22 protein-coding genes are annotated in these 21,262 nt (G+C 61.1%); 11 read left to right on the top strand and 11 right to left on the bottom strand.

The window, feature by feature from the left end; translation table 11 throughout:
- Positions 1-18: 18 nt before the first annotated feature.
- On the bottom strand, positions 19-501 hold the full coding sequence (gene msrC, locus LUU92_RS09010) for a free L-methionine (R)-S-oxide reductase MsrC (protein ID WP_071488506.1): 483 nt from the start codon (positions 499-501) through the stop codon (positions 19-21).
- Positions 498-1,388 carry an ATP-binding protein gene (locus LUU92_RS09005; RefSeq protein WP_222541311.1) on the bottom strand — a complete coding sequence of 297 codons (891 nt, stop codon included), beginning with the start codon at positions 1,386-1,388 and terminating at the stop codon, positions 498-500. Before LUU92_RS09005 ends, msrC begins: the two co-directional genes overlap by 4 nt.
- 163 nt (positions 1,389-1,551) lie before the next feature.
- On the opposite strand from LUU92_RS09005, the gene LUU92_RS09000 reads away from it, so the two are divergent.
- Positions 1,552-3,861, top strand: coding sequence for a hybrid sensor histidine kinase/response regulator (locus LUU92_RS09000; RefSeq protein WP_071488508.1), 2,310 nt, complete (start codon positions 1,552-1,554; stop codon positions 3,859-3,861).
- Here the strand turns inward: LUU92_RS09000 and LUU92_RS08995 are convergent.
- The 3 genes from LUU92_RS08995 to msrB form a co-directional block, all read right to left on the bottom strand.
- Entirely contained in the window at positions 3,815-4,294 is a 480-nt protein-coding gene (locus tag LUU92_RS08995) for a MarR family winged helix-turn-helix transcriptional regulator (protein WP_071488509.1), read from the bottom strand. The two genes, LUU92_RS09000 and LUU92_RS08995, sit on opposite strands and share 47 nt — an antisense overlap.
- Positions 4,291-4,776 (bottom strand): glutathione peroxidase, encoded by a 486-nt coding sequence (locus tag LUU92_RS08990; protein ID WP_058427952.1) that lies wholly within the window; start codon positions 4,774-4,776, stop codon positions 4,291-4,293. The genes LUU92_RS08995 and LUU92_RS08990 overlap by 4 nt, the downstream gene beginning before the upstream one ends.
- 151 nt (positions 4,777-4,927) lie before the next feature.
- Positions 4,928-5,320, bottom strand: a complete 393-nt coding sequence (gene msrB, locus LUU92_RS08985) for a peptide-methionine (R)-S-oxide reductase MsrB (RefSeq protein WP_071488511.1) — start codon at positions 5,318-5,320, stop codon at positions 4,928-4,930.
- Between the two features lie 202 nt (positions 5,321-5,522).
- On the opposite strand from msrB, the gene LUU92_RS08980 reads away from it, so the two are divergent.
- Both LUU92_RS08980 and htpX read left to right on the top strand, forming a co-directional pair.
- Positions 5,523-6,734, top strand: coding sequence for a pyridoxal phosphate-dependent aminotransferase (locus tag LUU92_RS08980; RefSeq protein WP_016978462.1), 1,212 nt, complete (start codon positions 5,523-5,525; stop codon positions 6,732-6,734).
- A gap of 303 nt (positions 6,735-7,037) precedes the next feature.
- A complete protein-coding gene (gene htpX / locus LUU92_RS08975; protein ID WP_058427954.1) occupies positions 7,038-7,925 on the top strand; it encodes a protease HtpX in 888 nt (295 codons plus the stop codon).
- Positions 7,926-8,066: 141 nt separating this feature from the next.
- Here the strand turns inward: htpX and LUU92_RS08970 are convergent, their stop codons facing one another.
- Positions 8,067-8,723, bottom strand: a complete 657-nt coding sequence (locus tag LUU92_RS08970; protein WP_071488512.1) for a thiopurine S-methyltransferase — start codon at positions 8,721-8,723, stop codon at positions 8,067-8,069.
- A 103-nt stretch (positions 8,724-8,826) separates the two neighbouring features.
- On the opposite strand from LUU92_RS08970, the gene LUU92_RS08965 reads away from it, so the two are divergent.
- Positions 8,827-9,594 carry a DODA-type extradiol aromatic ring-opening family dioxygenase gene (locus LUU92_RS08965; protein WP_071488513.1) on the top strand — a complete coding sequence of 256 codons (768 nt, stop codon included), beginning with the start codon at positions 8,827-8,829 and terminating at the stop codon, positions 9,592-9,594.
- Positions 9,595-9,669: 75 nt separating this feature from the next.
- On the opposite strand, the gene LUU92_RS08960 is transcribed toward LUU92_RS08965, so the two are convergent.
- Positions 9,670-11,343 carry a DEAD/DEAH box helicase gene (locus LUU92_RS08960; RefSeq protein WP_058427958.1) on the bottom strand — a complete coding sequence of 558 codons (1,674 nt, stop codon included), beginning with the start codon at positions 11,341-11,343 and terminating at the stop codon, positions 9,670-9,672.
- 423 nt (positions 11,344-11,766) lie between these two features.
- Between LUU92_RS08960 and LUU92_RS08955 the strand changes: the two genes are divergently transcribed.
- Positions 11,767-12,558, top strand: coding sequence for a crotonase/enoyl-CoA hydratase family protein (locus LUU92_RS08955; RefSeq protein WP_222541306.1), 792 nt, complete (start codon positions 11,767-11,769; stop codon positions 12,556-12,558).
- A gap of 1 nt (position 12,559) precedes the next feature.
- On the opposite strand, the gene LUU92_RS08950 is transcribed toward LUU92_RS08955, so the two are convergent.
- Positions 12,560-13,315, bottom strand: coding sequence for a spermidine synthase (locus tag LUU92_RS08950; protein WP_257103481.1), 756 nt, complete (start codon positions 13,313-13,315; stop codon positions 12,560-12,562).
- A gap of 124 nt (positions 13,316-13,439) precedes the next feature.
- Here LUU92_RS08950 and LUU92_RS08945 point away from each other — a divergent pair, with 124 nt between their 5' ends.
- On the top strand, positions 13,440-14,786 hold the full coding sequence (locus LUU92_RS08945) for a class II 3-deoxy-7-phosphoheptulonate synthase (RefSeq protein ID WP_071488516.1): 1,347 nt from the start codon (positions 13,440-13,442) through the stop codon (positions 14,784-14,786).
- A gap of 102 nt (positions 14,787-14,888) precedes the next feature.
- Here LUU92_RS08945 and LUU92_RS08940 read toward each other — a convergent pair whose 3' ends face one another.
- Positions 14,889-16,118, bottom strand: coding sequence for a winged helix-turn-helix domain-containing protein (locus LUU92_RS08940; RefSeq protein ID WP_071488517.1), 1,230 nt, complete (start codon positions 16,116-16,118; stop codon positions 14,889-14,891).
- A 45-nt stretch (positions 16,119-16,163) separates the two neighbouring features.
- Positions 16,164-16,370 (bottom strand): DUF1127 domain-containing protein, encoded by a 207-nt coding sequence (locus LUU92_RS08935; protein WP_256572969.1) that lies wholly within the window; start codon positions 16,368-16,370, stop codon positions 16,164-16,166.
- A 70-nt stretch (positions 16,371-16,440) separates the two neighbouring features.
- On the opposite strand from LUU92_RS08935, the gene LUU92_RS08930 reads away from it, so the two are divergent.
- Positions 16,441-17,322, top strand: a complete 882-nt coding sequence (locus LUU92_RS08930) for a LysR substrate-binding domain-containing protein (protein ID WP_071488519.1) — start codon at positions 16,441-16,443, stop codon at positions 17,320-17,322.
- Here LUU92_RS08930 and LUU92_RS08925 read toward each other — a convergent pair.
- A complete protein-coding gene (locus LUU92_RS08925) occupies positions 17,312-18,061 on the bottom strand; it encodes a sulfite exporter TauE/SafE family protein (RefSeq protein WP_222541301.1) in 750 nt (249 codons plus the stop codon). The genes LUU92_RS08930 and LUU92_RS08925 overlap by 11 nt on opposite strands.
- Positions 18,062-18,170: 109 nt before the next feature.
- Between LUU92_RS08925 and LUU92_RS08920 the strand changes: the two genes are divergently transcribed.
- From LUU92_RS08920 to LUU92_RS08905, 4 genes are all read left to right on the top strand, one after another.
- Complete coding sequence (locus LUU92_RS08920) at positions 18,171-19,121, top strand: LysR family transcriptional regulator (protein ID WP_071488521.1); 951 nt, start codon at positions 18,171-18,173, stop codon at positions 19,119-19,121.
- 80 nt (positions 19,122-19,201) lie between these two features.
- Positions 19,202-19,654, top strand: a complete 453-nt coding sequence (locus LUU92_RS08915; RefSeq protein WP_071488522.1) for a MarR family winged helix-turn-helix transcriptional regulator — start codon at positions 19,202-19,204, stop codon at positions 19,652-19,654.
- A 141-nt stretch (positions 19,655-19,795) separates the two neighbouring features.
- Complete coding sequence (locus tag LUU92_RS08910; protein ID WP_071488523.1) at positions 19,796-20,215, top strand: organic hydroperoxide resistance protein; 420 nt, start codon at positions 19,796-19,798, stop codon at positions 20,213-20,215.
- Between the two features lie 28 nt (positions 20,216-20,243).
- Positions 20,244-21,260, top strand: coding sequence for an alpha/beta hydrolase (locus LUU92_RS08905; protein ID WP_071488524.1), 1,017 nt, complete (start codon positions 20,244-20,246; stop codon positions 21,258-21,260).
- Positions 21,261-21,262 lie beyond the last annotated feature (2 nt).

Genomic DNA, 21,262 nt, shown 5'->3' with positions numbered 1-21,262 from the left:
TTGCTGCCCCTTGCGTGATCAGCAGTCGGTCAGACGCAGGAAAATCGCCGCCAGCTGTTCAATGCCCGCCTGGTCCTGGAGCGTAAAGCGTGCAAGCGACGGGCTGTCGAGGTCAAGAACGCCAACCAGCTTGCCGTCCTTGACCAAAGGCACCACCAGCTCACTGTTCGATGCGCTGTCGCAGGCAATGTGCCCGGGAAACGCATGCACATCCTCCACCCGCTGGGTTTGCCGCGTTACGGCCGCCGTCCCGCAGACCCCGCGACCGAAGGGAATGCGCACACAGGCAATCTGGCCCTGGAACGGTCCGAGCACCAGTTCTTCGTTGCGGTTGAGATAGAAGCCGGCCCAGTTCAAGTCGTCCAGCTGATTGAACAGAAACGCAGAAAACTGCGCACTGTTGGCGATGAAGTCGCGCTCATCGGCCAGCAGCGACTCCAGTTGCGCGCAGAGCATCGCATAGCCATCCAGGCCGGTGCCAGCGCTGTGTAGATTGATCATGGTTGAAGCTCCAACAATTTAAGGCCTACCCAGTAACGGGCAAATTGGTACGCGCAACGGCCGTTGCGGTTGCCGCGTCCGGTCGCCCAGCGCACGGCGAGGATGTCGAGGGCTTCATCGCGCTGCCATTGCAAACCGGCCTTGCTCGCCAGCTCGCCGATCCAGTGCTCCACCACATCCAGGAAATGCTCCTGGGTAAACGGATAGAACGACAGCCACAGGCCAAAACGGTCGGACAAGGCAATTTTGTCTTCCACCGCTTCGCTGGGGTGCAGCTCGCCATCCACGCGTTTCCAGTTGTCATTGTCGCTTTGGTTCTCCGGGACCAGGTGACGGCGGTTGGAGGTCGCGTACAGCAGTACGTTTTCCGGAGCCTGTTCGAGGGAGCCGTCCAGCACGCTTTTCAGCACGCGGTAATCGCCTTCGCCGGCCTCGAACGACAGGTCATCACAGAACAGGATAAAGCGCTGCGGCAACTTGATCAGTTGCTCGACCACGCGCGGCAGATCAGCGAGATGATCACGCTCGATTTCGATCAGGCGCAGGCCCGCCTTGGCATGCTGGGCCAGCAACGCGCGCACCATGGACGATTTACCCGTGCCGCGCGAACCCCACAGCAGTGCATGGTTGGCGGGCAGGCCATCGATGAATTGCTGGGTATTGCGCGCCAGTGTTTCACGTTGCTTGTCCACGCCAATCAGGTCGGACAGGCGCATGTCCAGGCTCACGTCCAGCGGCAACAGGAAACCACTGCGGCCTTCACGCTGCCAGCGTGCCGCCAGGCACTGGCTCCAATCGATGGCCTGGCGCGGCGCGGGCAACAATGGCTCCAGGCGGGCGAGCACGGTTTCAGCCCGTTCAAGAAAGGCATTCAATCGAGAGTCCACGATTATTCCTCTGGCAAGTTCTTGCAAAAGATGGCGTATTGGCAACCCTGCGGCAGACCGCACGAAGCTGCGTAAAAAACGATTCATGCCGGGTAAGCCAGAGCTTGTGGATGTTCAGCTATGCTTGCCGGGCGAAGGGAAACGTGAAGTGGTTCAACACTCGATGGATATCAAGTTCGCCCACCGCTTGTCTTATAAACAAGCCAGATTGACTGTGCTGGTCGGTTTCGTCTTGGGAACCTTGCTCAGCCTGATCCAGATCGGTATTGATTATGCCAGCGAAGACGCATCCATCAACCGTGAAATTCGCTCGTTGATCGAAATCAGTCACAACCCCGCGTCACGCATCGCCTACAACATCGACGCCGAACTGGCCCAGGAACTGACCCTGGGCCTTTTGCACTCCCCCGCCATCGTTCACGCCCAGTTGATCGACAACAACGGCGTGGTGCTGGCCGATGTCGACCGACCGCGCAAAGAAAGCACCTACCGCCCTATCAGCGACTTCCTGTTCGGTGCCAACCGTCAGTTTGAGGACCGCCTGTTCCTCAGCCACATGCCCAACGAATCCCTTGGGGTGCTGCGCCTGGATGTGGATACCTACGCCTTTGGCAGCCGCTTTCTGCGCCGTGCCGAGATCACGCTACTCAACGGCTTCGCCCGCAGCCTGTTGCTGACCGGCATCCTGCTGGGCTTGTTCTACGTGATGTTGACCCAGCCTCTGGTGCGCATTATCCGCGAGCTGAGCAATCGCCGGCAGGCCCGCCTGGACTGCCCACCGGGCCACGAGCACGACGAAATCGGCGTGCTCGTGAACGTCGCCAACCAGCAGTTCGAAAACATGGAGACGGAGATCCAGCAACGCCGTCACGCTGAAGATCGGCTGACCGAATACCTGGGGCAACTGGAAGATATCGTCTCTGCCCGCACCCTGGAGCTCAAGGCCAGCAACCAGCGACTGAGCCAGTCCAACGATGAACTGGAAGCCGCAAAGATGCATGCACTGGGCATGGCCCAGGCGCGGGCGGCCTTCCTGGCCAACATGAGCCATGAGATTCGCACCCCGCTCAATGGCCTGCTGGGGATGATCGCGCTGTCGCTGGACAGCCCACTCAACGCCGAGCAACGCCAGCAACTGTCCATTGCCCATGACTCTGGCAAAGTGCTGGTGGAGCTGCTCAACGATATCCTCGACCTGTCCAAGTTCGACGCTGGCCAGTTGGAGCTGGAGCGCATCCCGTTCGATTTGGGCTCACTGGTGGAAGACACCGCCAACCTGTTGTCGCAGAACGCGGCGCCGAGCGTCGAACTGACCTGCCTGATCGACCCGCAGTTTCCCGCCCAGGTCTTGGGCGACCCGACCCGCGTGCGGCAAATCGTCAGTAACCTGCTGTCCAACGCCTTGAAATTCACCCGCTTCGGCCGTGTGGATGTTCGCCTCAGCGCGCAGGAGGGCCGGGTACGCATCGAGGTGTGTGATACCGGCATCGGCATTGCGCAGGAAGCTCAGGTGAAGATCTTCCAACCCTTCACCCAGGCCGGCGCCGGCATCACCCGTCAGTTTGGCGGCACGGGCCTGGGCCTGGCGTTGACGCACAACCTGTGTGAAGCGATGCAGGGCCGCTTGAGCATCAGCTCGGAGGTGGGCTTCGGCAGCCAGTTCTGCGCCGACCTGCCATTGCCGACCCATTTGCCTGCGGTGCAACCGACACCGCTCAAGGGGGAAGTCATCGCCATTACCAGTGCCGGCAGTGGCCTCACAGAGCTGCTCACCACCCTGCTGCCCCACTGGGGGCTGACACCGCACTGCTACACGCAAGACGATGACTTGAGCGGACAAGCCCCGGACCTGCTGATCACCGACTGCCCCGAATGCCTGTTCCGCCTGCGCCCCGCCATTAGCGCGCCGATCCTGCTGGTGACCGCCTATGGCAATTTCATGCCCAGCGAAGAAGTCGCGGCACTGGCGCCGTTGCAGCAACAGGCGCGCCCATTGAGCCGCAACGCGCTGTATCAGATCCTGCAACGCAACCTGCGCAGCGAAGCGCAACTGATCCTCGACCCGATCCAGATGGACGCCGCGCCCCTGATGCACCGGGCGCGCATCCTGCTGGTGGAGGACAACCCGGTCAACCAACTGGTGGCCAAGGGCATGCTCAGCAAACTGGGGTGTGAGGTGATCGTGGCCGCCCACGGTGGCGAAGCACTCAGGTTTCTTGAGGAACAACCCTTCGACATGGTGCTGATGGACTGCAATATGCCAGTGATGGATGGTTACGAGGCCAGCCGACAGATCCGTCGCAGCGGGCGCTGGCCGGACCTGCCGATCGTCGCACTGACCGCCAACGCCCTGTCGGAAGAACGCGAGCGTTGCCGGGCTGCAGGCATGAATGACTACCTGGCCAAGCCATTTCGCCGCGAGGAGCTCAGCGGCTTGCTGGATCTATGGGTGCCGAAGGCGACAAGTCTTTGATCTGCCGGAGCAACTGGTCCAGGCCATCGCGCAACGTGTCGGCCTGGTTCAGGTCGATGCCGCTGTCGCACAGCAGCCGTGTTTTCAGGCCATGGGCCTGGTCGCGCAATTGCACACCGCTTTCGCTCAGGCTCAGGTGCACTTCGCGCTCATCCCTGGCGCTGCGTTGACGCCTGACCCAGCCGAGCTGCTCGAGGCGCTTGAGCAGCGGCGTGAGCGTGCCAGAGTCGAGCATCAGGCGCTCGCCCAAGGCCTTGACCGTGGGTAGCGCCGGCGTCGTGGCATGCCACTCCCATAGCACCAGCATCACCAGGTACTGCGGGTAGGTCAGGCCCAGTTGATCCAGCATCGGCTTGTAGGCTCGGGTCACCGCCCGGGAAGCTGCGTAGAGCTTGAAACACAGTTGATGGTCGAGCGCCAGGGAGACAGTCATTTGAGCAGGGCTTCGATCTCTTGGGTGAGGTCCTGGGGCTTGGTGGTCGGGGCAAAACGCTTGACCACCTGGCCGTCACGACCGATCAGGAACTTGGTGAAGTTCCACTTGATCCCCTTGGAACCCAGCAGACCCGGTGCCTGCTTTTTCAGCTGTACGAACAAAGGGTGGGCGTCGCTGCCATTCACGTCGATCTTTTTGAACAGCGGGAAGCTGACACCAAAATTCAGCTCGCAGAATTCGGAAATCGCGCCTTCGTTACCGGGCTCTTGCTTGCCGAACTGGTTGCAAGGAAAACCCAATACCACCAAACCCTGGTCCTTGTACTGCTGCCAGAGTTGCTCCAGGCCTTTGTACTGCGGGGTGAAGCCGCACTTGCTGGCGGTGTTGACCACGAGGATGGCCTTGCCGGCGAAATCGGCCAAGGTCTTTTGCTCACCCTTGATGGTGGTGCAAGGAATACTCAGCAGGTTGTTGCTCATGGCAGTGCCTCGAATAGCGGGGAAAAAAGGAAAAAGATAGTCGCCAATTAAATTGCGTGCAATTTAATTGGCGAAATTGATACCTCGCTATTACCCCTCCCTTGCAGGAGCCCGTCTTGCCGGGCTCCTGCAGGGTGCCGCGCCGTTCAATTCAACGCGGAACGAGGTCCAGGCACACCGAGTTGATGCAGTAACGCAAGCCGGTCGGCGGCGGGCCGTCCGGGAACACATGCCCCAGGTGCGCATCGCATTTGGCGCAGGTGACTTCGGTGCGGATCATGCCGTGGCTGACGTCGCGGATCTCGATCATCGCGCTCTCGGCAATCGGCTCGTAGAAGCTAGGCCAGCCACAGCCCGCATCGAACTTGGTGCTGGAATCGAACAGCGGTTCGTTGCAGCAAATGCAGTGGTACACGCCATCCGTGGTGGTGGCGTTGTACTTGCCGGAGAACGGGCGCTCAGTGCCCTTCAGTCGACAGACCTGATATTGCGCGGGGTCGAGCATCTCCCGCCATTCCTCCAGCGTTTTATCCAACTTTTCCATCGGTACACCTCGGCAACTGAAAAAGCCTGATCTGTGTCTTTTCCATGGATCAGGCGGCACGTATGATTGCGCCTCTTCAAAACGCCAGTCTGGCACCCGCGCTACCGGCATTCAAACGTATTTATGGGTGCGGCCTTCGCAGGGTTCACAGTACGGTAGTGCCCACACCGTCTGGATCGTTCATTTTCAGGATCACATCGCCATGCAGGTCAGCAAATCGAACAAGCTCGCCAACGTCTGCTACGACATTCGCGGCCCAGTGCTCAAGCACGCCAAACGCCTGGAAGAGGAAGGCCATCGCATCCTCAAGCTGAACATTGGCAACCCGGCGCCCTTTGGTTTCGAAGCGCCGGACGAAATCCTCCAGGACGTGATCCGCAACCTGCCCACCGCCCAGGGCTACAGCGACTCCAAAGGCCTGTTCAGTGCGCGCAAGGCCGTGATGCAGTACTACCAGCAGAAGCAGGTCGAAGGTGTCGGCATCGAAGACATCTACCTGGGCAATGGCGTGTCCGAGCTGATCGTGATGTCCATGCAGGCCCTGCTCAACAATGGCGACGAAGTACTGGTACCGGCGCCGGACTACCCATTGTGGACCGCCGCCGTGACCCTGGCCGGTGGCCACCCGGTGCACTACCTGTGTGACGAAGGCGCCGACTGGTTCCCGGACCTGGCCGACATCAAGGCCAAGATCACCCCGAACACCAAGGCCCTGGTGATCATCAACCCGAACAACCCGACCGGCGCCGTGTATTCCAAGGAAGTGCTGCTGGGCATGCTCGAACTGGCACGCCAGCACAACCTGGTGGTGTTCTCCGACGAGATCTACGACAAGATCCTCTACGATGACGCCGTGCACGTGTGCACCGCCTCCCTGGCGCCAGACCTGCTGTGCCTGACCTTCAACGGCCTGTCCAAGTCTTACCGCGTGGCGGGTTTCCGTTCCGGCTGGATCGCCATCTCCGGTCCCAAGCACAACGCCCAGAGTTATATCGAAGGCATCGATATGCTGGCCAATATGCGCCTGTGTGCCAACGTGCCGAGCCAGCACGCCATCCAGACCGCCCTGGGCGGCTACCAGAGCATCAATGATCTGGTATTGCCCCAAGGCCGCCTGCTGGAGCAGCGCAACCGTACCTGGGAGCTGCTCAATGCAATCCCGGGCGTCAGTTGCGTGAAACCCATGGGGGCGTTGTACGCGTTCCCGCGGATCGACCCGAAGGTATGCCCGATCCTCAACGACGAAAAGTTCGTGCTCGACCTGTTGCTGTCGGAAAAACTGCTGGTGGTGCAAGGCACCGCGTTCAACTGGCCGTGGCCGGATCACTTCCGCGTGGTGACGTTGCCGCGTGTGGATGACCTGGACATGGCCATCGGTCGTATCGGCAACTTCCTCAAGTCCTATCGCCAGTAAGGGAAACGGCGCCGTACGACCGACAATCGGTCGTACGGCGAGTATCTGGCAACACTTCTCTTCCTCTCCCCTGCCCTGCCATTTCACCGACGCCGCAAAAACCACTCGCCCCCTAAATCAAAGGGCTTCAAGGCAACGATGAACCGATCAAACGACCTTTTCCGCATCGGAAATTCCCTTCAAACCTCTACATTCCGGCTGTAGGACACAGTTTGAAATAGTCGCTCGGTTGAATCACCCTATGCGGCACCTTATATACCCCGCAGTACGCGACATATTAAGCATGAGGAGAACTCTACAACCATGATGCGCATCCTGCTGTTCTTGGCCACTAACCTTGCGGTCGTGCTGATTGCCAGCATCACCTTGAGCCTTTTCGGCTTCAACGGGTTCATGGCGGCCAACGGGGTTGACCTGAACCTCAATCAGCTGCTGGTTTTCTGTGCGGTCTTTGGTTTTGCCGGCTCGCTGTTCTCGCTGTTCATCTCCAAGTGGATGGCGAAGATGAGCACCAGCACCCAGGTCATCACCCAGCCACGTACCCGGCATGAGCAATGGTTGCTGCAGACCGTCGAGGAGTTGTCCCGCGAGGCCGGCATCAAGATGCCTGAAGTCGGGATCTTCCCGGCCTATGAAGCCAACGCCTTTGCCACCGGCTGGAACAAGAACGACGCACTCGTTGCAGTCAGCCAGGGCATGCTGGAACGCTTCTCCTACGACGAAGTGAAAGCCGTGCTGGCCCACGAAATCGGCCACGTAGCCAATGGCGACATGGTCACCCTGGCGCTGGTCCAGGGTGTGGTGAACACCTTCGTGATGTTCTTCGCGCGGATCATCGGCAACTTTGTCGACAAGGTGATCTTCAAGAACGAAGGCGGCCGCGGCATTGCCTACTTCGTGGCGACCATCTTTGCCGAGCTGGTGCTGGGTTTCCTGGCCAGTGCAATCACCATGTGGTTTTCGCGCAAACGGGAGTTCCGTGCAGACGAAGCCGGTGCACGCCTGGCCGGTACCGGGGCAATGATCGCAGCGCTGCAACACCTGCGTTCCGAACAAGGCCTGCCGGTGCATATGCCGGACAGCCTGACCGCCTTCGGCATCAACGGCGGTATCAAGCAAGGCATGGCTCGCCTGTTCATGAGCCACCCGCCGCTGGAAGAGCGGATCGACGCGTTGCGTCGTCGGGGCTGACAGGCAACACAAAAAAGGGCGATCTGATCGCCCTTTTTTGCAGGTCTGAAGGCCTCATCGGGGGCAAGCCCCCTCCCACACTTAAAGGTTTTCACAGATCAAAATGTGGGAGGGGGCTTGCCCCCGATAGCGATGGAAAATTCAGCGCCTGGTCAACTGATACACCCGTTCATCCAGCCGCGTGACGCCGTCCTGCACGAACTTCCAGCTCTCGCCCAGGATGTCTTGTTCTTCCAGCACCTCCAAGGCCCAGTGCGCACCCAGCAACACCTTCACCTCGTCATCCGTTACTGCAAATGGTGGTCCGGCTTTTTGCGTCTGGTCGTAATCGAGGGTGATCAACAGCCCCTCGCAACCTGGACGCAACAGACTGTTCAGATGCTCGGCATACCGCACACGCATCAGCGGCGGCAAGGCGATGAGGGCGGCGCGGTCATAAAGCGCAGCGCAATCGGCCAGCGCCTCAGCATCAAGGGCAAAGAAGTCGCCACACCACACCTCGATCAAGCCCGCCTGATACACCGCAAAGGTGCCCCGTTGCGTGATACGGGGCACAAGGTCCTGTTCGTCGAAAAACGCCTCGACCGCCTGCTCCGACAGCTCCACACCGAATACTCGCAGCCCCTGGCTGGCCAGCCACATCAAGTCCAGGCTTTTGCCACACAAGGGCACCAACACCTGCGCACCCTCGGCCAGGCCCAGTTGCGGCCAATGTCGTTGTAGATACGGATTGACCTTGGGTTGGTGAAAGCCGATCTGGTTGCTTGCCCAGCGGTCTTGCCAAAATTTAGGCTCCATACATCACCCTGAAAATTCGATCAAAAGGCACTAAAACTTATATTAGATTTAGATCAATGACCTGGTTGAAGATGGGCCCATACTAACGCTCAGGACCCTACTTATGTTGCCCAGCCTGTTTATCTCCCACGGTTCGCCCATGCTCGCCCTGCAACCCGGCGCCAGCGGCCCGGCGCTGCAACAGCTAGCGGCCGAGCTGCCCCGACCGAAGGCGATCGTGATGGTGTCGGCGCACTGGGAAAGCCCTGAACTTCTGGTCAGCGGCAGCGCCGCGCCGGAAACCTGGCATGACTTCGGCGGCTTCCCCCGCGAGCTGTTTGCCGTGCAGTACCCGGCCCCGGGCGACCCGCAACTGGCCAGCAAGATTGTCGAGCTGCTGCACGCCGATGGCCTGAATGCGCGCATCGATGACCGTCGCCCCTTTGACCACGGCACCTGGGTCCCGCTGTCGCTGATGTACCCGGCGGCGGATATCCCGGTGGTGCAGGTGTCTTTGCCGAGTCGCATGGGTCCAGCCCTGCAGACCCGTGTCGGACATGCACTTGCGGGCCTGCGTGAGCAAGGTGTGTTGTTGATCGGCTCTGGCAGCATCACCCACAACCTGGGCGAGTTGGACTGGCATGCAGGCCCGGAGAGCATCGAGCCATGGGCGCGGAATTTCCGGGACTGGATGGTGGACAAGCTGGCAGCCAACGATGAAACCGCGCTGCACGACTATCGCCGCCAGGCACCGAATGCCGTGCGTAGCCACCCCAGTGATGAACACTTGCTGCCCCTGTACTTTGCCCGTGGCGCCGGTGGCGAATTCAGCGTGGCGCACCAGGGATTCACCATGGGCGCGCTGGGGATGGACATCTACCGCTTCGGCTAAAGTAAATTTCAGGCAAAAAAAATCCCCGAACCAGTCGGGGATTTTTTATGTGCGATCAATCAGCCCAAGGGCGGATCAATCTTCGCGGTAGCGACGCAGTTTGAGCTGCTTACCGGCAACGCGAGTGTCTTTGAGCTTGGTCAGCAGTTTTTCCAGACCGTCTTCCGGCAGCTCCACCAGGGAGAAGCTGTCACGGACCTGGATGCGACCGATGGCTTCACGTGCCAGGCCACCCTCATTGAGGATAGCGCCCAGCAGGTTCTTGGCAGCGATGCCATCACGCGCGCCCAGCGCGGTACGGCAACGCGCACGGCCTTCAGCCAATGGAACCGGAGCGCGACGCTCACGATCACCACGGTCTGGACGGTCGCCGGAACGCTCCGGGCGATCACCGCGGGGTGCGCTGTTCGGCACCAGTGGACGTTCTTTCTCGATGGCCGCCAGGGTCAGGGCTTGACCGTTGGTTGCCTTGCGCAGCAGGGCTGCGGCCAGGGCACGCGGGGTGCAACCGATGTCGGCGGTCAGGCGGTCCAGCAGGTCGCCGTGGGTCGATTCAGCGTCAGCCACCAGTGGTGCCAGGCTGTTGGTCAGTTTCTTGATGCGGGCATCCAGGACTGCCTGGGCATCCGGCAGGCGCACTTCAGCGACTTTCTGACCGGTCACACGCTCGATCACTTGCAGCATGCGGCGCTCACGCGGCGTCACCAGCAGCAGTGCACGACCTTCGCGACCGGCACGGCCGGTACGGCCGATACGGTGCACGTAGGACTCCGGGTCGTACGGCATGTCAACGTTGAACACGTGGGTGATACGTGGAACGTCGAGGCCACGCGCAGCAACGTCGGTCGCTACAACGATGTCCAGGCGGCCATCCTTGAGGGAGTCGATCACGCGCTCACGCTGGTTCTGGGCGATATCACCGTTCAGCGCAGCGGCTTTGTAGCCTTTGGCTTCCAGGGCACTGGCCAGGTCCAGGGTCGCTTGCTTGGTGCGCACGAACATGATCAGGGCGTCGAAGTCTTCGACTTCCAGCAGGCTCAATACAGCCGAGGTCTTCTGGTCAGCGTGAACCAACAGGTGAGCCTGTTCGATCGCGGTAACGGTCTGGGTCTTGGTCTGGATCTTCACGTGTTGCGGATCGCGCAGGTGGCGTTCGGCAATGGCACGGATCGACTGTGGCAGGGTGGCCGAGAACAGTACGGTCTGACGGGTTGGTGGCAGTGCCTTGAAGATGACTTCCAGGTCATCCATGAAGCCCAGCTTCAACATTTCGTCAGCTTCGTCCAGAACCAGGTGGTTCACGGTCGACAGGACTTTCTCGTCACGACGCAGGTGGTCACACAGGCGGCCCGGGGTGGCGACAACGATCTGTGCGCCATTGCGGATTGCCTTGAGTTGCGGGCCCATAGGCGCGCCGCCGTAAACGGCCACAACGGTTACGCCTGGCATTTGCTTGGCGTAGGTTTCAAAAGCGGTTGCTACTTGCAGCGCCAACTCACGAGTTGGCGCCAGGATCAGGGCTTGCGGTTCGCGCTTGGCAGGATCGATGCAGTGCAGGATAGGCAGGGCGAACGCGGCGGTTTTACCGGTACCGGTTTGCGCCTGGCCAATCATGTCCTGGCCGGCCATGATGATCGGGATCGATTGCTGCTGAATCGCCGAAGGCTCTTCGTAGCCGGTCGCTGCGACGGCTGCAAGAATATTCGGGTTAAGATTAAAAGCGGCGAAGCCGCCGGTTTCCTGGGTCATGGGTCTGCCTCTAAGTGCATCCGCAAAGACCCATGCTCCAAAGCTGCGCATGCCGTGTTGAGACTCAAGAGTCGCCCTGGCTGCTTTGTCGGCGGGGATTTGCGAAAACGAATGAATGAAAAAGATTCGTCAAGGGAGAGTCCGCTGTGCGGACGTGCAGCCGAAGCTGACTTCGGGGAATTGCGCTACCTAAACGCGGCCCGGTTAAAGGCCGGCGCGCACTATACCGGAAATAGCTGAAAAAGGGAGCTTTTTTTATCGCCATGTGCCGATAAACCGCGCTATATCACAGTCTTTGCAGATAACGCCGGCAGGGTCTATTTTCCAGAGGCCCGGCCCTGCTGGTCATAACGCTTAAACGGTTCACCTGAGCGTTGCGGCCCTTTGGTCCGAAACCTTTCCCCGCGCCCGAGGGCACACCCGATGAATCAAGCCAGCAGCAGCCGCGTCAGCCGTGAACTCCAGGGTCATGTCTTGCTTTTGGGTCTGGACCGGGTGGCCAAACGCAACGCGTTCGACCTCGACCTGCTCAATGAGCTGAGCCTGGCGTATGGCGAATTTGATCGAAATGATGACGCTCGGGTGGCGGTGGTGTTTGCCCATGGCGACCACTTTACCGCCGGGCTGGACCTGGCCAATGTCAGCGGCGTAATGGCCGGCGGCTGGCAGCCGCCTCTGGGCGGTTGTGATCCGTGGGGCGTATTTGCCGGCCCGCGCGTGAGCAAACCGGTGATCGTCGCAGCCCAGGGCTACTGTCTGACCATCGGTATCGAATTGATGCTGGCCGCCGATATCAACTTGTGCGCGAGCAATACGCGCTTTGCGCAGATGGAAGTGCAGCGTGGGATCTTTCCGTTCGGCGGCGCGACGCTGCGCCTTCATCAGATCGCCGGCTGGGGCAACGCGATGCGCTGGCTGCTCACCGGCGACGAATTCGATGCCCATGAAGCCCTGCGCCTGGGCCTGGTGCAGGAAGTGATGGCCAGCGAGGACTTGCTGCCCCGCGCCGTCGAACTGGCCAACCGCATTGCGCGCCAGGCACCGCTGGGCGTGCAGGCCACGTTGATGTCGGCACGGCTGGCGCGCATGGAAGGCGAAGCCGTGGCGGCTGAGGCGTTGCCGCCGATGGTGGACAAATTGCTCAACAGTGAGGATGCCAAGGAAGGGGTGCGGGCAATGATTGAGAAGCGGCCAGGCATATTCAAAGGCATCTAGCTCAGGTCGCCGGGCGAATCGCCTTGATCAGCGACTGCAGCGAATAACCCAACTGCGGAGCCAAGGCGTCGGCGCGAGCGGACAGCGACTCCAGGTCCAGCACCTGATCCAGCTCCGAAGGCACCAACAGAATCACATTGCCCTCCTTCACCGGCAGTTCCCAGTAATGCCGGTGATACAACCCGCGCAACAATGCCGCGCCCAAGGGTTTGCCGTCATCGGTGGCCCATTGGTTGATCACCAGCCAGCCGCCGGGGTTGAGTTTCTTCTGGCAGTTTTCCAGAAAGGTCCAGGCCAGGTGCCCGACGCCGGGACCGACGTCCGTATAGAGGTCCACGAAGATCAAGTCTGCCGATTCGGCGCTTTCCAGCAATTGGAGGGCATCACCAATGCGGATATACAACCGCGGGTCGTCATCCAGCCCCAGGTATTCGATGGCCAGGCGCGGCACGTCGGGGCGCAACTCGATGGCTTCCACATCTTCCAGCGGCAGGAACCTGAGGCACGCCTGGGTCAACGTCCCGGCCCCCAGGCCAAGGAACAGCGCGCTCTCCGGCTGTTCATGACACAACGCACCGATCAGCATCGCACGGGTGTAGTCATACTCCAGCCAGCTCGGGTCAGCGGTGAACACGCAGCTCTGCTCGATGGCATCGCCAAACTCGAGAAAACGGTAATCGGCCACTTCGAGCACACGGATCATGCCGAATTCATCATGGACTTCGGCGAGCAGGCGCTCGACACGCTCCTCGGTCATCACAACTCCTAACGGGTTTGCTGCACGGCAAAAGCGCGATTGTCGGCCAACCGGCGGCAACAGGTCACGCACTAATTGCTGATAACATTGGCGCCCCACCGTCAATCAGCCAATCGAGTTCATGATGAGCCAACCCTGGAGCCCCGACAGCTGGCGCGCCCTGCCGATCCAGCAACAACCCCGGTACCCGGACGCTGCACACTTGCTGCAAGTGGAGCAAAACCTGGCCAGCTACCCGCCACTGGTGTTTGCCGGTGAAGCCCGCGAGTTACGCCGCCAGTTTGCCGAGGTGACCCAGGGCCGCGCGTTCCTGCTGCAAGGCGGCGATTGCGCCGAGAGTTTTGCCGAGTTCTCCGCCGCGAAAATCCGCGACACGTTCAAAGTGCTGCTGCAAATGGCTATCGTGATGACCTTTGCCGCCGGCTGCCCGGTGGTCAAGGTCGGGCGCATGGCCGGCCAGTTCGCCAAGCCGCGTTCGGCCAATGATGAAACCATCGACGGTGTCACCCTGCCCGCCTACCGTGGCGACATCGTCAATGGCATCGGTTTCGACGAGAAAAGCCGCGTGCCGGACCCGGACCGCCTGCTGCAGTCCTACCACCAGTCCACCGCTACCCTGAACCTGCTGCGCGCCTTTGCCCAGGGCGGTTTTGCCGACCTGCACCAGGTGCACAAGTGGAACCTGGACTTTATCGCCAACTCTGCGCTGGCTGAAAAATACAGCCAACTGGCCGACCGTATCGACGAAACCCTGGCCTTCATGCGCGCCTGCGGCATGGACAGCTCGCCGCAACTGCGCGAGACCAGCTTCTTCACCGCCCACGAAGCGCTGCTGCTCAACTACGAACAAGCCTTCGTACGCCGTGACAGCCTGACCAACGACTACTACGACTGCTCGGCCCATATGCTGTGGATCGGCGATCGCACTCGTCAACTGGACGGCGCTCACGTCGAGTTCCTGCGCGGGGTGAACAACCCGATCGGGGTCAAGGTCGGACCGAGCATGAACCCGGATGACCTGATCCGCCTGATCGATATCCTCAACCCGGACAACGACCCCGGCCGCCTCAACCTGATCGCGCGCATGGGCGCGGGCAAGGTCGGCGATCACCTGCCCCACCTGATTCGTGCCGTGCAGCGCGAGGGCAAGCAGGTGCTGTGGAGCTCGGACCCGATGCATGGCAACACCATCAAGGCCAGCAGCGGCTACAAAACCCGCGACTTTGCGCAGATCCTCGGCGAGGTGAAGGAGTTCTTCCAGGTGCACCAGGCCGAAGGCAGCTATGCCGGCGGGATTCACATCGAGATGACCGGGCAGAACGTCACCGAGTGCATCGGCGGCGCGCGGCCGATCACCGAGGATGGCTTGTCGGACCGCTACCACACCCACTGCGACCCACGGATGAATGCCGATCAGTCACTGGAGTTGGCGTTTCTGATTGCCGAGACATTGAAGCAGGTCAAACGCTGAGTTTTCAGTTGCCTTCAGGGCCTCATCGGGGACAAGCCCCCTCCCACACTTGAATGTATTCACAGATCAAAATGTGGGAGGGGGCTTGTCCCCGATGAGGCCCTAAAGACCAACCCCCATGCTGATCATCGCCGCCCGCAACCGCTCGGCACTCGGCCTTTGGCAATTGAGTTGCACCTGCTCCAGCCCCAGCCAGTCGGCCATTTGCCGCAGGTTCCGCGCCAACGCCAGCATTCCTTCTTCATCCAACCCCGGCTCTTCTTCGTGCACCGCATGCACCGCCAGGCGCCCATTGGCGCGTTCGGCGCGCAGGTCGACGCGCGCGGCGATCCGCTCGTTGTGCAGGAACGGCAGCACGTAGTAGCCGTACACCCGCTTGTCCTGCGGGGTATAGATCTCCAGCCGGTAACGGAAGTCGAACAGCCGCTCGGTGCGACTGCGCTCCCAGACCAGCGAATCAAACGGCGACAACAAGGCGCTGGCCGGCACTTTGCGCGGCACTTTGGGATCGGGCAGGCAGTACGCCGCGTGTTTCCAGCCTTGTACCTGGCACGTCACCAGTTGACCGTCCTCCACCAGTTCAGCGAGGCGATCGCGGCTGTCGGCCGGGTCGAGACGGAAGTAATCGCGCAGGTCTTTTTCAGTACCGACACCCAACGCGGTGGCGCTGTGCAGCAACAAACCACGCTGGGCCTCGGCTTCGGTCACCGTGGTTTGAAGGATATCGCCGGGAATGACCCGCTCCGGCAAATCATAGAGCCGCTCAAACCCGCGCCGACCGGCGACTGTGACCAAACCAGCAGCAAACAGCCATTCCAACGCGTGCTTTTCGTCGCTCCAGTCCCACCATGGGCCGGCGCGTTCCTCGCGGGTCGACAAGCTGCCGGCACCCAGCGCGCCCTGCTGCTCGACAGTGTGCAGTACACGTTGAATCGTGGCCTGTTGCTCACGCCCAAAACGCGCCATCTGCGAATAAATGCCCTGCCCTTGCCTGGCCCGCTTCATGCGCCAGCGCATCAACGGGAACAATGCCATCGGCAGGAGCGACGCCTCATGCCCCCAGTATTCGAACAGAGAGCGCCGCCGCCCCTGGCTCCAGGCAGCCTGCTCGAGCAACAACGGGGAATAGTGACCCAGACGGGAAAACAGCGGCAGGTAATGGGAGCGCACCACCGCATTGACCGAATCGATCTGCAACACGCCCAGGCGCTCGATCATACGGTTGAGGTGCGCAGCCTTGATCAGTGCAGGCGCCTGGCGCCCGGAAAAACCCTGGGCCGCCAGCGCCATGCGTCGAGCTTGCTTGAGTGAAAACGACTGGTCGGCGGGCATGGGTTTCTCCGTGGGGGCTCGCCGACTACCCTACTGTATCCGCGATCATTTTCGCAGCGGATCTTGCCAGAAATGCAGGTGGAGCTCCTGCTCCACGTCGCCGCGATTGAGGCCGATGTCCTTGAGCGCATCATCGCTCAAGGTCGCCAGCATCTGGCGCTCCTCATGCAGCGTCTGCCAACGGACAATCTTGTGAAGCAGCCCGGTAAACGGACGTTTCGCCAGTAATACAAAACCTCTTTGACCTTTCATCTTCTCGCCCTCCAGTGGGGATGGCGCAAGTGTGTGCGTGGGCTTAAGATCAATCCAACGAATGTTTCTTATGCAATACATCTCGGAGATTGATCAATTGTCCGGCTACCCAAGCATCGACACTGAGGTGCTGCGCACCTTCGTCGCCATCGCCGACCAGGGTGGTTTTACCCGCGCCGGCGAGCTGGTCAACCGCACTCAATCGGCGGTGAGCATGCAGATGAAACGCCTGGAAGAGGACGTATTGCAGCGCAAGCTGTTCGAGCGCGATGGCCGGCAGGTGCGGCTGACGCCTGAGGGCCAGGTATTGCTGGGCTATGCGCGGCGTATCCTGAAACTGCACAGCGAGGTGTTCAACACCCTGCGCGAGCCGCACATGGTCGGGTTGGTGCGCATCGGCACGCCGGACGACTACGTGATGCGGTTCCTGCCGGGCATTCTCAAGCAGTTCTCCAAGGCGTACCCGCTGATCCAGATCGAGATGCACTGCGAGGCGTCGACGGTATTGATGCAGCGTCGGGATTTGGCACTGACCGTTGTCAGTCGTGAGCCGGGCAATGAGATCGGTGAACTGTTGCGCACGGAGCGCATGGTGTGGGCAGCGGCGCCGTGCTTCTGCGCCGACGAGCACGACGCCCTGCCGCTGGCGATGTCCGGCGCCGATTGCCTTTATACCCAGTGGGCACGCTCGGCACTGGACGCGGCCGGGCGCGATTATCGCCTGGCCTACCACAGCTCCAACGTGTCGGCGATCCAGGCGGTCGTCAATGCAGGCCTGGCGGTGATGGTCAGCATGGAAAGCCTGGTGACCGAAGACCTGCGCGTACTCGGCCGCGACGAGGGTTTCCCGCCGCTGCCGTCAATGAATCTGCATTTGCTGCGTAACCCGCAGATGAATTCGCCCATCACCGACTGCCTGGCGGAATACATCCTCGAAGGTTTCAGACTTTAAAGGTCAACATCACTGCGCACACCACCAGGAAGCCGCAGAACAGACCGCGCAGCACACGTTCCGGCAGTGCATGGGCCACCTTCACGCCCCAACTGATGCTGAGCAAACCGCCCACGGCCAACGGCACACCGATCATCCAGTCCACTTCCTGATGCCAGGCGTAAGTGACCAATGTCACCCCCGTGCTCGGCAAGGCCAAGGCCAGGGACAACCCTTGGGCAACCACCTGGCTCGTGCCGAACACACTGGTCAGCACCGGCGTAGCGACCACGGCGCCGCCGACGCCAAACAAACCGCCCATGGACCCGGAAGCGGCACCGAGCACTCCAAGCCACGGCCAGGAATAGCGCATCTGCGCCGTAGGCGGTGCGTTGCGGGTGAACATGCGCAGCAGGTTGTAGGCAGACAGTGCCAGCAAAAAAGCGATAAAACCGATGCGCATCGCACCCGCGTCCAGCCCCACCGCCCAGATCGAACCCAGCCAGGCAAACGTGAACCCCATGACGCCGAGCGGCAGCGCATGGCGCAGCTCGATACGGTTGCGCTGGTGATAGCGCCACAGCGCCAGCATCACGTTGGGCACCACCATCACCAAGGCGGTGCCTTGGGCCAATTGCTGGTCCAGGCCGAACAACACGCCCAGCACCGGGATGGCAATCAACCCACCGCCAATGCCAAACAGGCCGCCCACCGTGCCGAGGGCCGCGCCCAAGATCAGGTACATCATTAAATCCAACACCGCTTGTTACTCCGCAATCCCAGGCCTTGCATGCTACGCAGTCGGCTCTGGCGCGGAAACGCACAGCAACGCACAATGGCTGTGCCAATCTCGCATAAGCGACGCTACGATGAACCCCAATCCTCTGACCGATCAACTGAGCCTGTTTCTCGATGTACTGGAGACCGGCAGTTTCTCCGCCGCCGCACGCCGCCATCCGCTGACGCCGTCGGCGGTAGCACGGCGGATCGACAGCCTGGAAAGCTCGGTGGGCAGCCGCTTGTTCCAGCGCAGCACCCATGCCGTGGTGCCGACCCCGGCCGGCCTGGCCTTCGCCGAGCGGGCACGGCGGATCGTCAGCGAGCTGCAACTGGCGCGTGCCGAAGCGGTGTCCCTCAGCCACGCGCCGGAAGGCCTGATCCGGGTAGATGCGCCGGCAGCGTTTGGGCGACGGCATCTGGCGCCGGTGATTGCGGATTTTCTGAATGTCTACCCTGGGCTGGATGTGCACCTGCATTTGATCGACAGCTTTGTGGATATGCAGGGCGCACACCTGGGCAAAGTGGACCTGGTGCTGCGCGCCGGGCATCTCGTCGACACGCGGTTGATCGCCACGCCCTTGGCGAGCATCGTGCGCATCGCGTGCGCCAGCCCGGCCTACCTGAAAAGCCGCGGCACGCCGATCCACCCTCGGGAACTGAGCGAACACGATGGGTTGGACTGGGATGGCCTGGCGCCCACGTTCGCCTGGCGCTTCGAGCTGGATGGGCGCCGCGCTACCTATCGCCCGCAACGCATCCGCATGAGTGCCAATAACGCTGAAGCCTTGTTGTCTGGTGCTTTGGCAGGACTGGGTATCGCTCACCTGCCCACGTGGCTGGCCAGCGAATACCTGGTGCGCGGCGAACTGCTGCCCTTGTTCTGCGAAGACGGCCTGCCCAGCCCCGAGACCACCGGAATCTACGCGCTGCGCCTGGAACAGCAACCCAATGCCCGCAGCCGATTGCTGCTGGAATATCTGAAGTCCCGCTTCAGCCCGGTGCCGCCTTGGGATCTGGCGCTACAGAGTGGCCTGGTCTAACCATTCGGTCAGAATTATCTGGCGCATTAAAGATTTGCCCGCTAGATTCCAGCCCAGACATGCTTTTTCGAGGTACCGCCATGAGCAAGAACCCTGATCCGTGCGAATCCCTGATGCTGGACAACCAGCTGTGCTTCGCCTTGCACTCCACTTCGCTGCTGATGACCAAGGTCTACAAGCCATTGCTGCAAGCACTTGGCCTGACCTACCCGCAGTACCTGGCCATGATGGTGTTGTGGGAAGAGGATGGTTTGACCGTCGGCGAAATCAGCAGCCGCCTGCTGACCGATCCGGGCTCGCTTACCCCACTGCTCAAGCGCCTGGAAGCCGAAGGTGTGCTCAGCCGTACCCGCAGCCGCGAGGATGAACGCGTCGTGGTTGTAGAACTGACCGAGGCCGGGCGGGCATTGCAGGACAAGGCCCTGGGGATCCCGCAGTGCATCCTGGGCGCCAGCGGCCTGGAGTTGGACCAACTACGCAAGCTACAAGCTGATTTGATTGCACTGCGCAGCAACTTGCAGAACGCAATTTAGAACGCCCCTCCCAGATCGGTTTTGGCTACACGAAAATATTTTATAAATTTATCTTGCGCACTAAACATTAGCGCTATACATTCACCTCACCAACTACTTAGCGCGCAAACATTTAGCGATAAAAACCAAGAGGAAAACACCATGCAAACGCTCTACACCGCAGTAGCTACCGCCACCGGCGGCCGTGATGGTCGTGCTGTTTCCAGCGACAACATCCTCGACGTCAAACTCTCCACCCCCAAAGAACTGGGCGGTGCCGGCGGCCAGGCCACCAACCCTGAACAACTGTTCGCTGCCGGCTACTCGGCCTGCTTCATCGGTGCCCTGAAATTCGTCGCCAGCCAGACCAAACGCAAAATCCCGGATGACGCCTCGATCACCGCCCACGTTGGCATCGGCCAGATCCCCGGCGGTTTCGGCCTGGACATCGACCTGCACATCAGCCTGCCCGGCCTGGCCCAGGACGACGCGCAAAGCCTGGTCGACGCCGCCCACCAAGTCTGCCCTTACTCCAACGCCACCCGTGGCAACGTCGATGTACGCCTGCACGTGATCGTCTAAATGAAACCGGCCGCCCCTGGAGAACGAAATGAACACAATTGGTAAAGCGCTCACCGGCACCCTGCTCGCCTTGTCCATCACCCACGCCTTTGCGGCGACCGGTGAAGTCGAGCACAACACCCAGGCCTTCCTGGATGTGTTGAACGCAGGCAACGGCAAACCGATGGAACAACTGACGCCCAAGGACGCCCGTGCCGTACTGACCGGCGCCCAGGCCGGTGTGAAGCTGACCTTGCCCAAGGCGGATGTGAGCCAGAAGACCATTCAGGTCGACGGCAAGCCGCTGGACCTGACCATCGTGCGGCCAGCCGGGGTCAAGGGCACATTGCCTGTGTTCATGTTCTTCCACGGTGGCGGCTGGGTGCTGGGGGATTACCCGACCCATGAGCGCCTGGTGCGGGATCTGGTGGTGGGTTCGGGGGCGGTGGCGGTATTCGTCAACTACACGCCTTCACCGGAAGCGCATTACCCGGTGGCGATCAACCAGGCCTACGGCGCCACAAAATGGGTGGCCGAGCACGGTACAGAGATCAATGTCGATGGCAAGCGCCTGGCGGTCGCGGGCAACAGCGTCGGCGGCAACATGGCGGCAGTGGTCAGCCTGATGGCCAAGGATAAGGGCACGCCGGCGATCAAGTTCCAATTGTTGCTATGGCCGGTGACCGACGCCAATTTCGACACCGCGTCCTACAACCAGTACGCCGAAGGGCACTTCCTGACCCGCAACATGATGAAGTGGTTCTGGGACAACTACACCACCGACGCCAACCAGCGCGCCGAGATCTACGCCTCGCCGCTGCGGGCCACCACCGACCAGCTCAAAGGCTTGCCGCCTGCGCTGATCCAGACCGCCAGCGCCGATGTGCTGCGGGATGAGGGTGAAGCCTACGCCCGCAAGCTGGACGCAGCCGGTGTACCGGTGACTGCCGTGCGCTACAACGGCATGATTCACGACTACGGTTTGCTCAACGTGGTCAGCCAAGTCCCGGCAGTCCGCTCCGCATTACTCCAGGCCTCGGATGAGCTGAAGCAACACTTGAAGTAAAA

The organism is Pseudomonas extremorientalis (assembly GCF_024584605.1).
GTDB classification, from domain to species: Bacteria; Pseudomonadota; Gammaproteobacteria; order Pseudomonadales; family Pseudomonadaceae; genus Aquipseudomonas; species Aquipseudomonas extremorientalis.
Note: the sequence above shows the minus strand (reverse complement) of the source record. Positions and strands in the feature narration are given on the sequence as shown.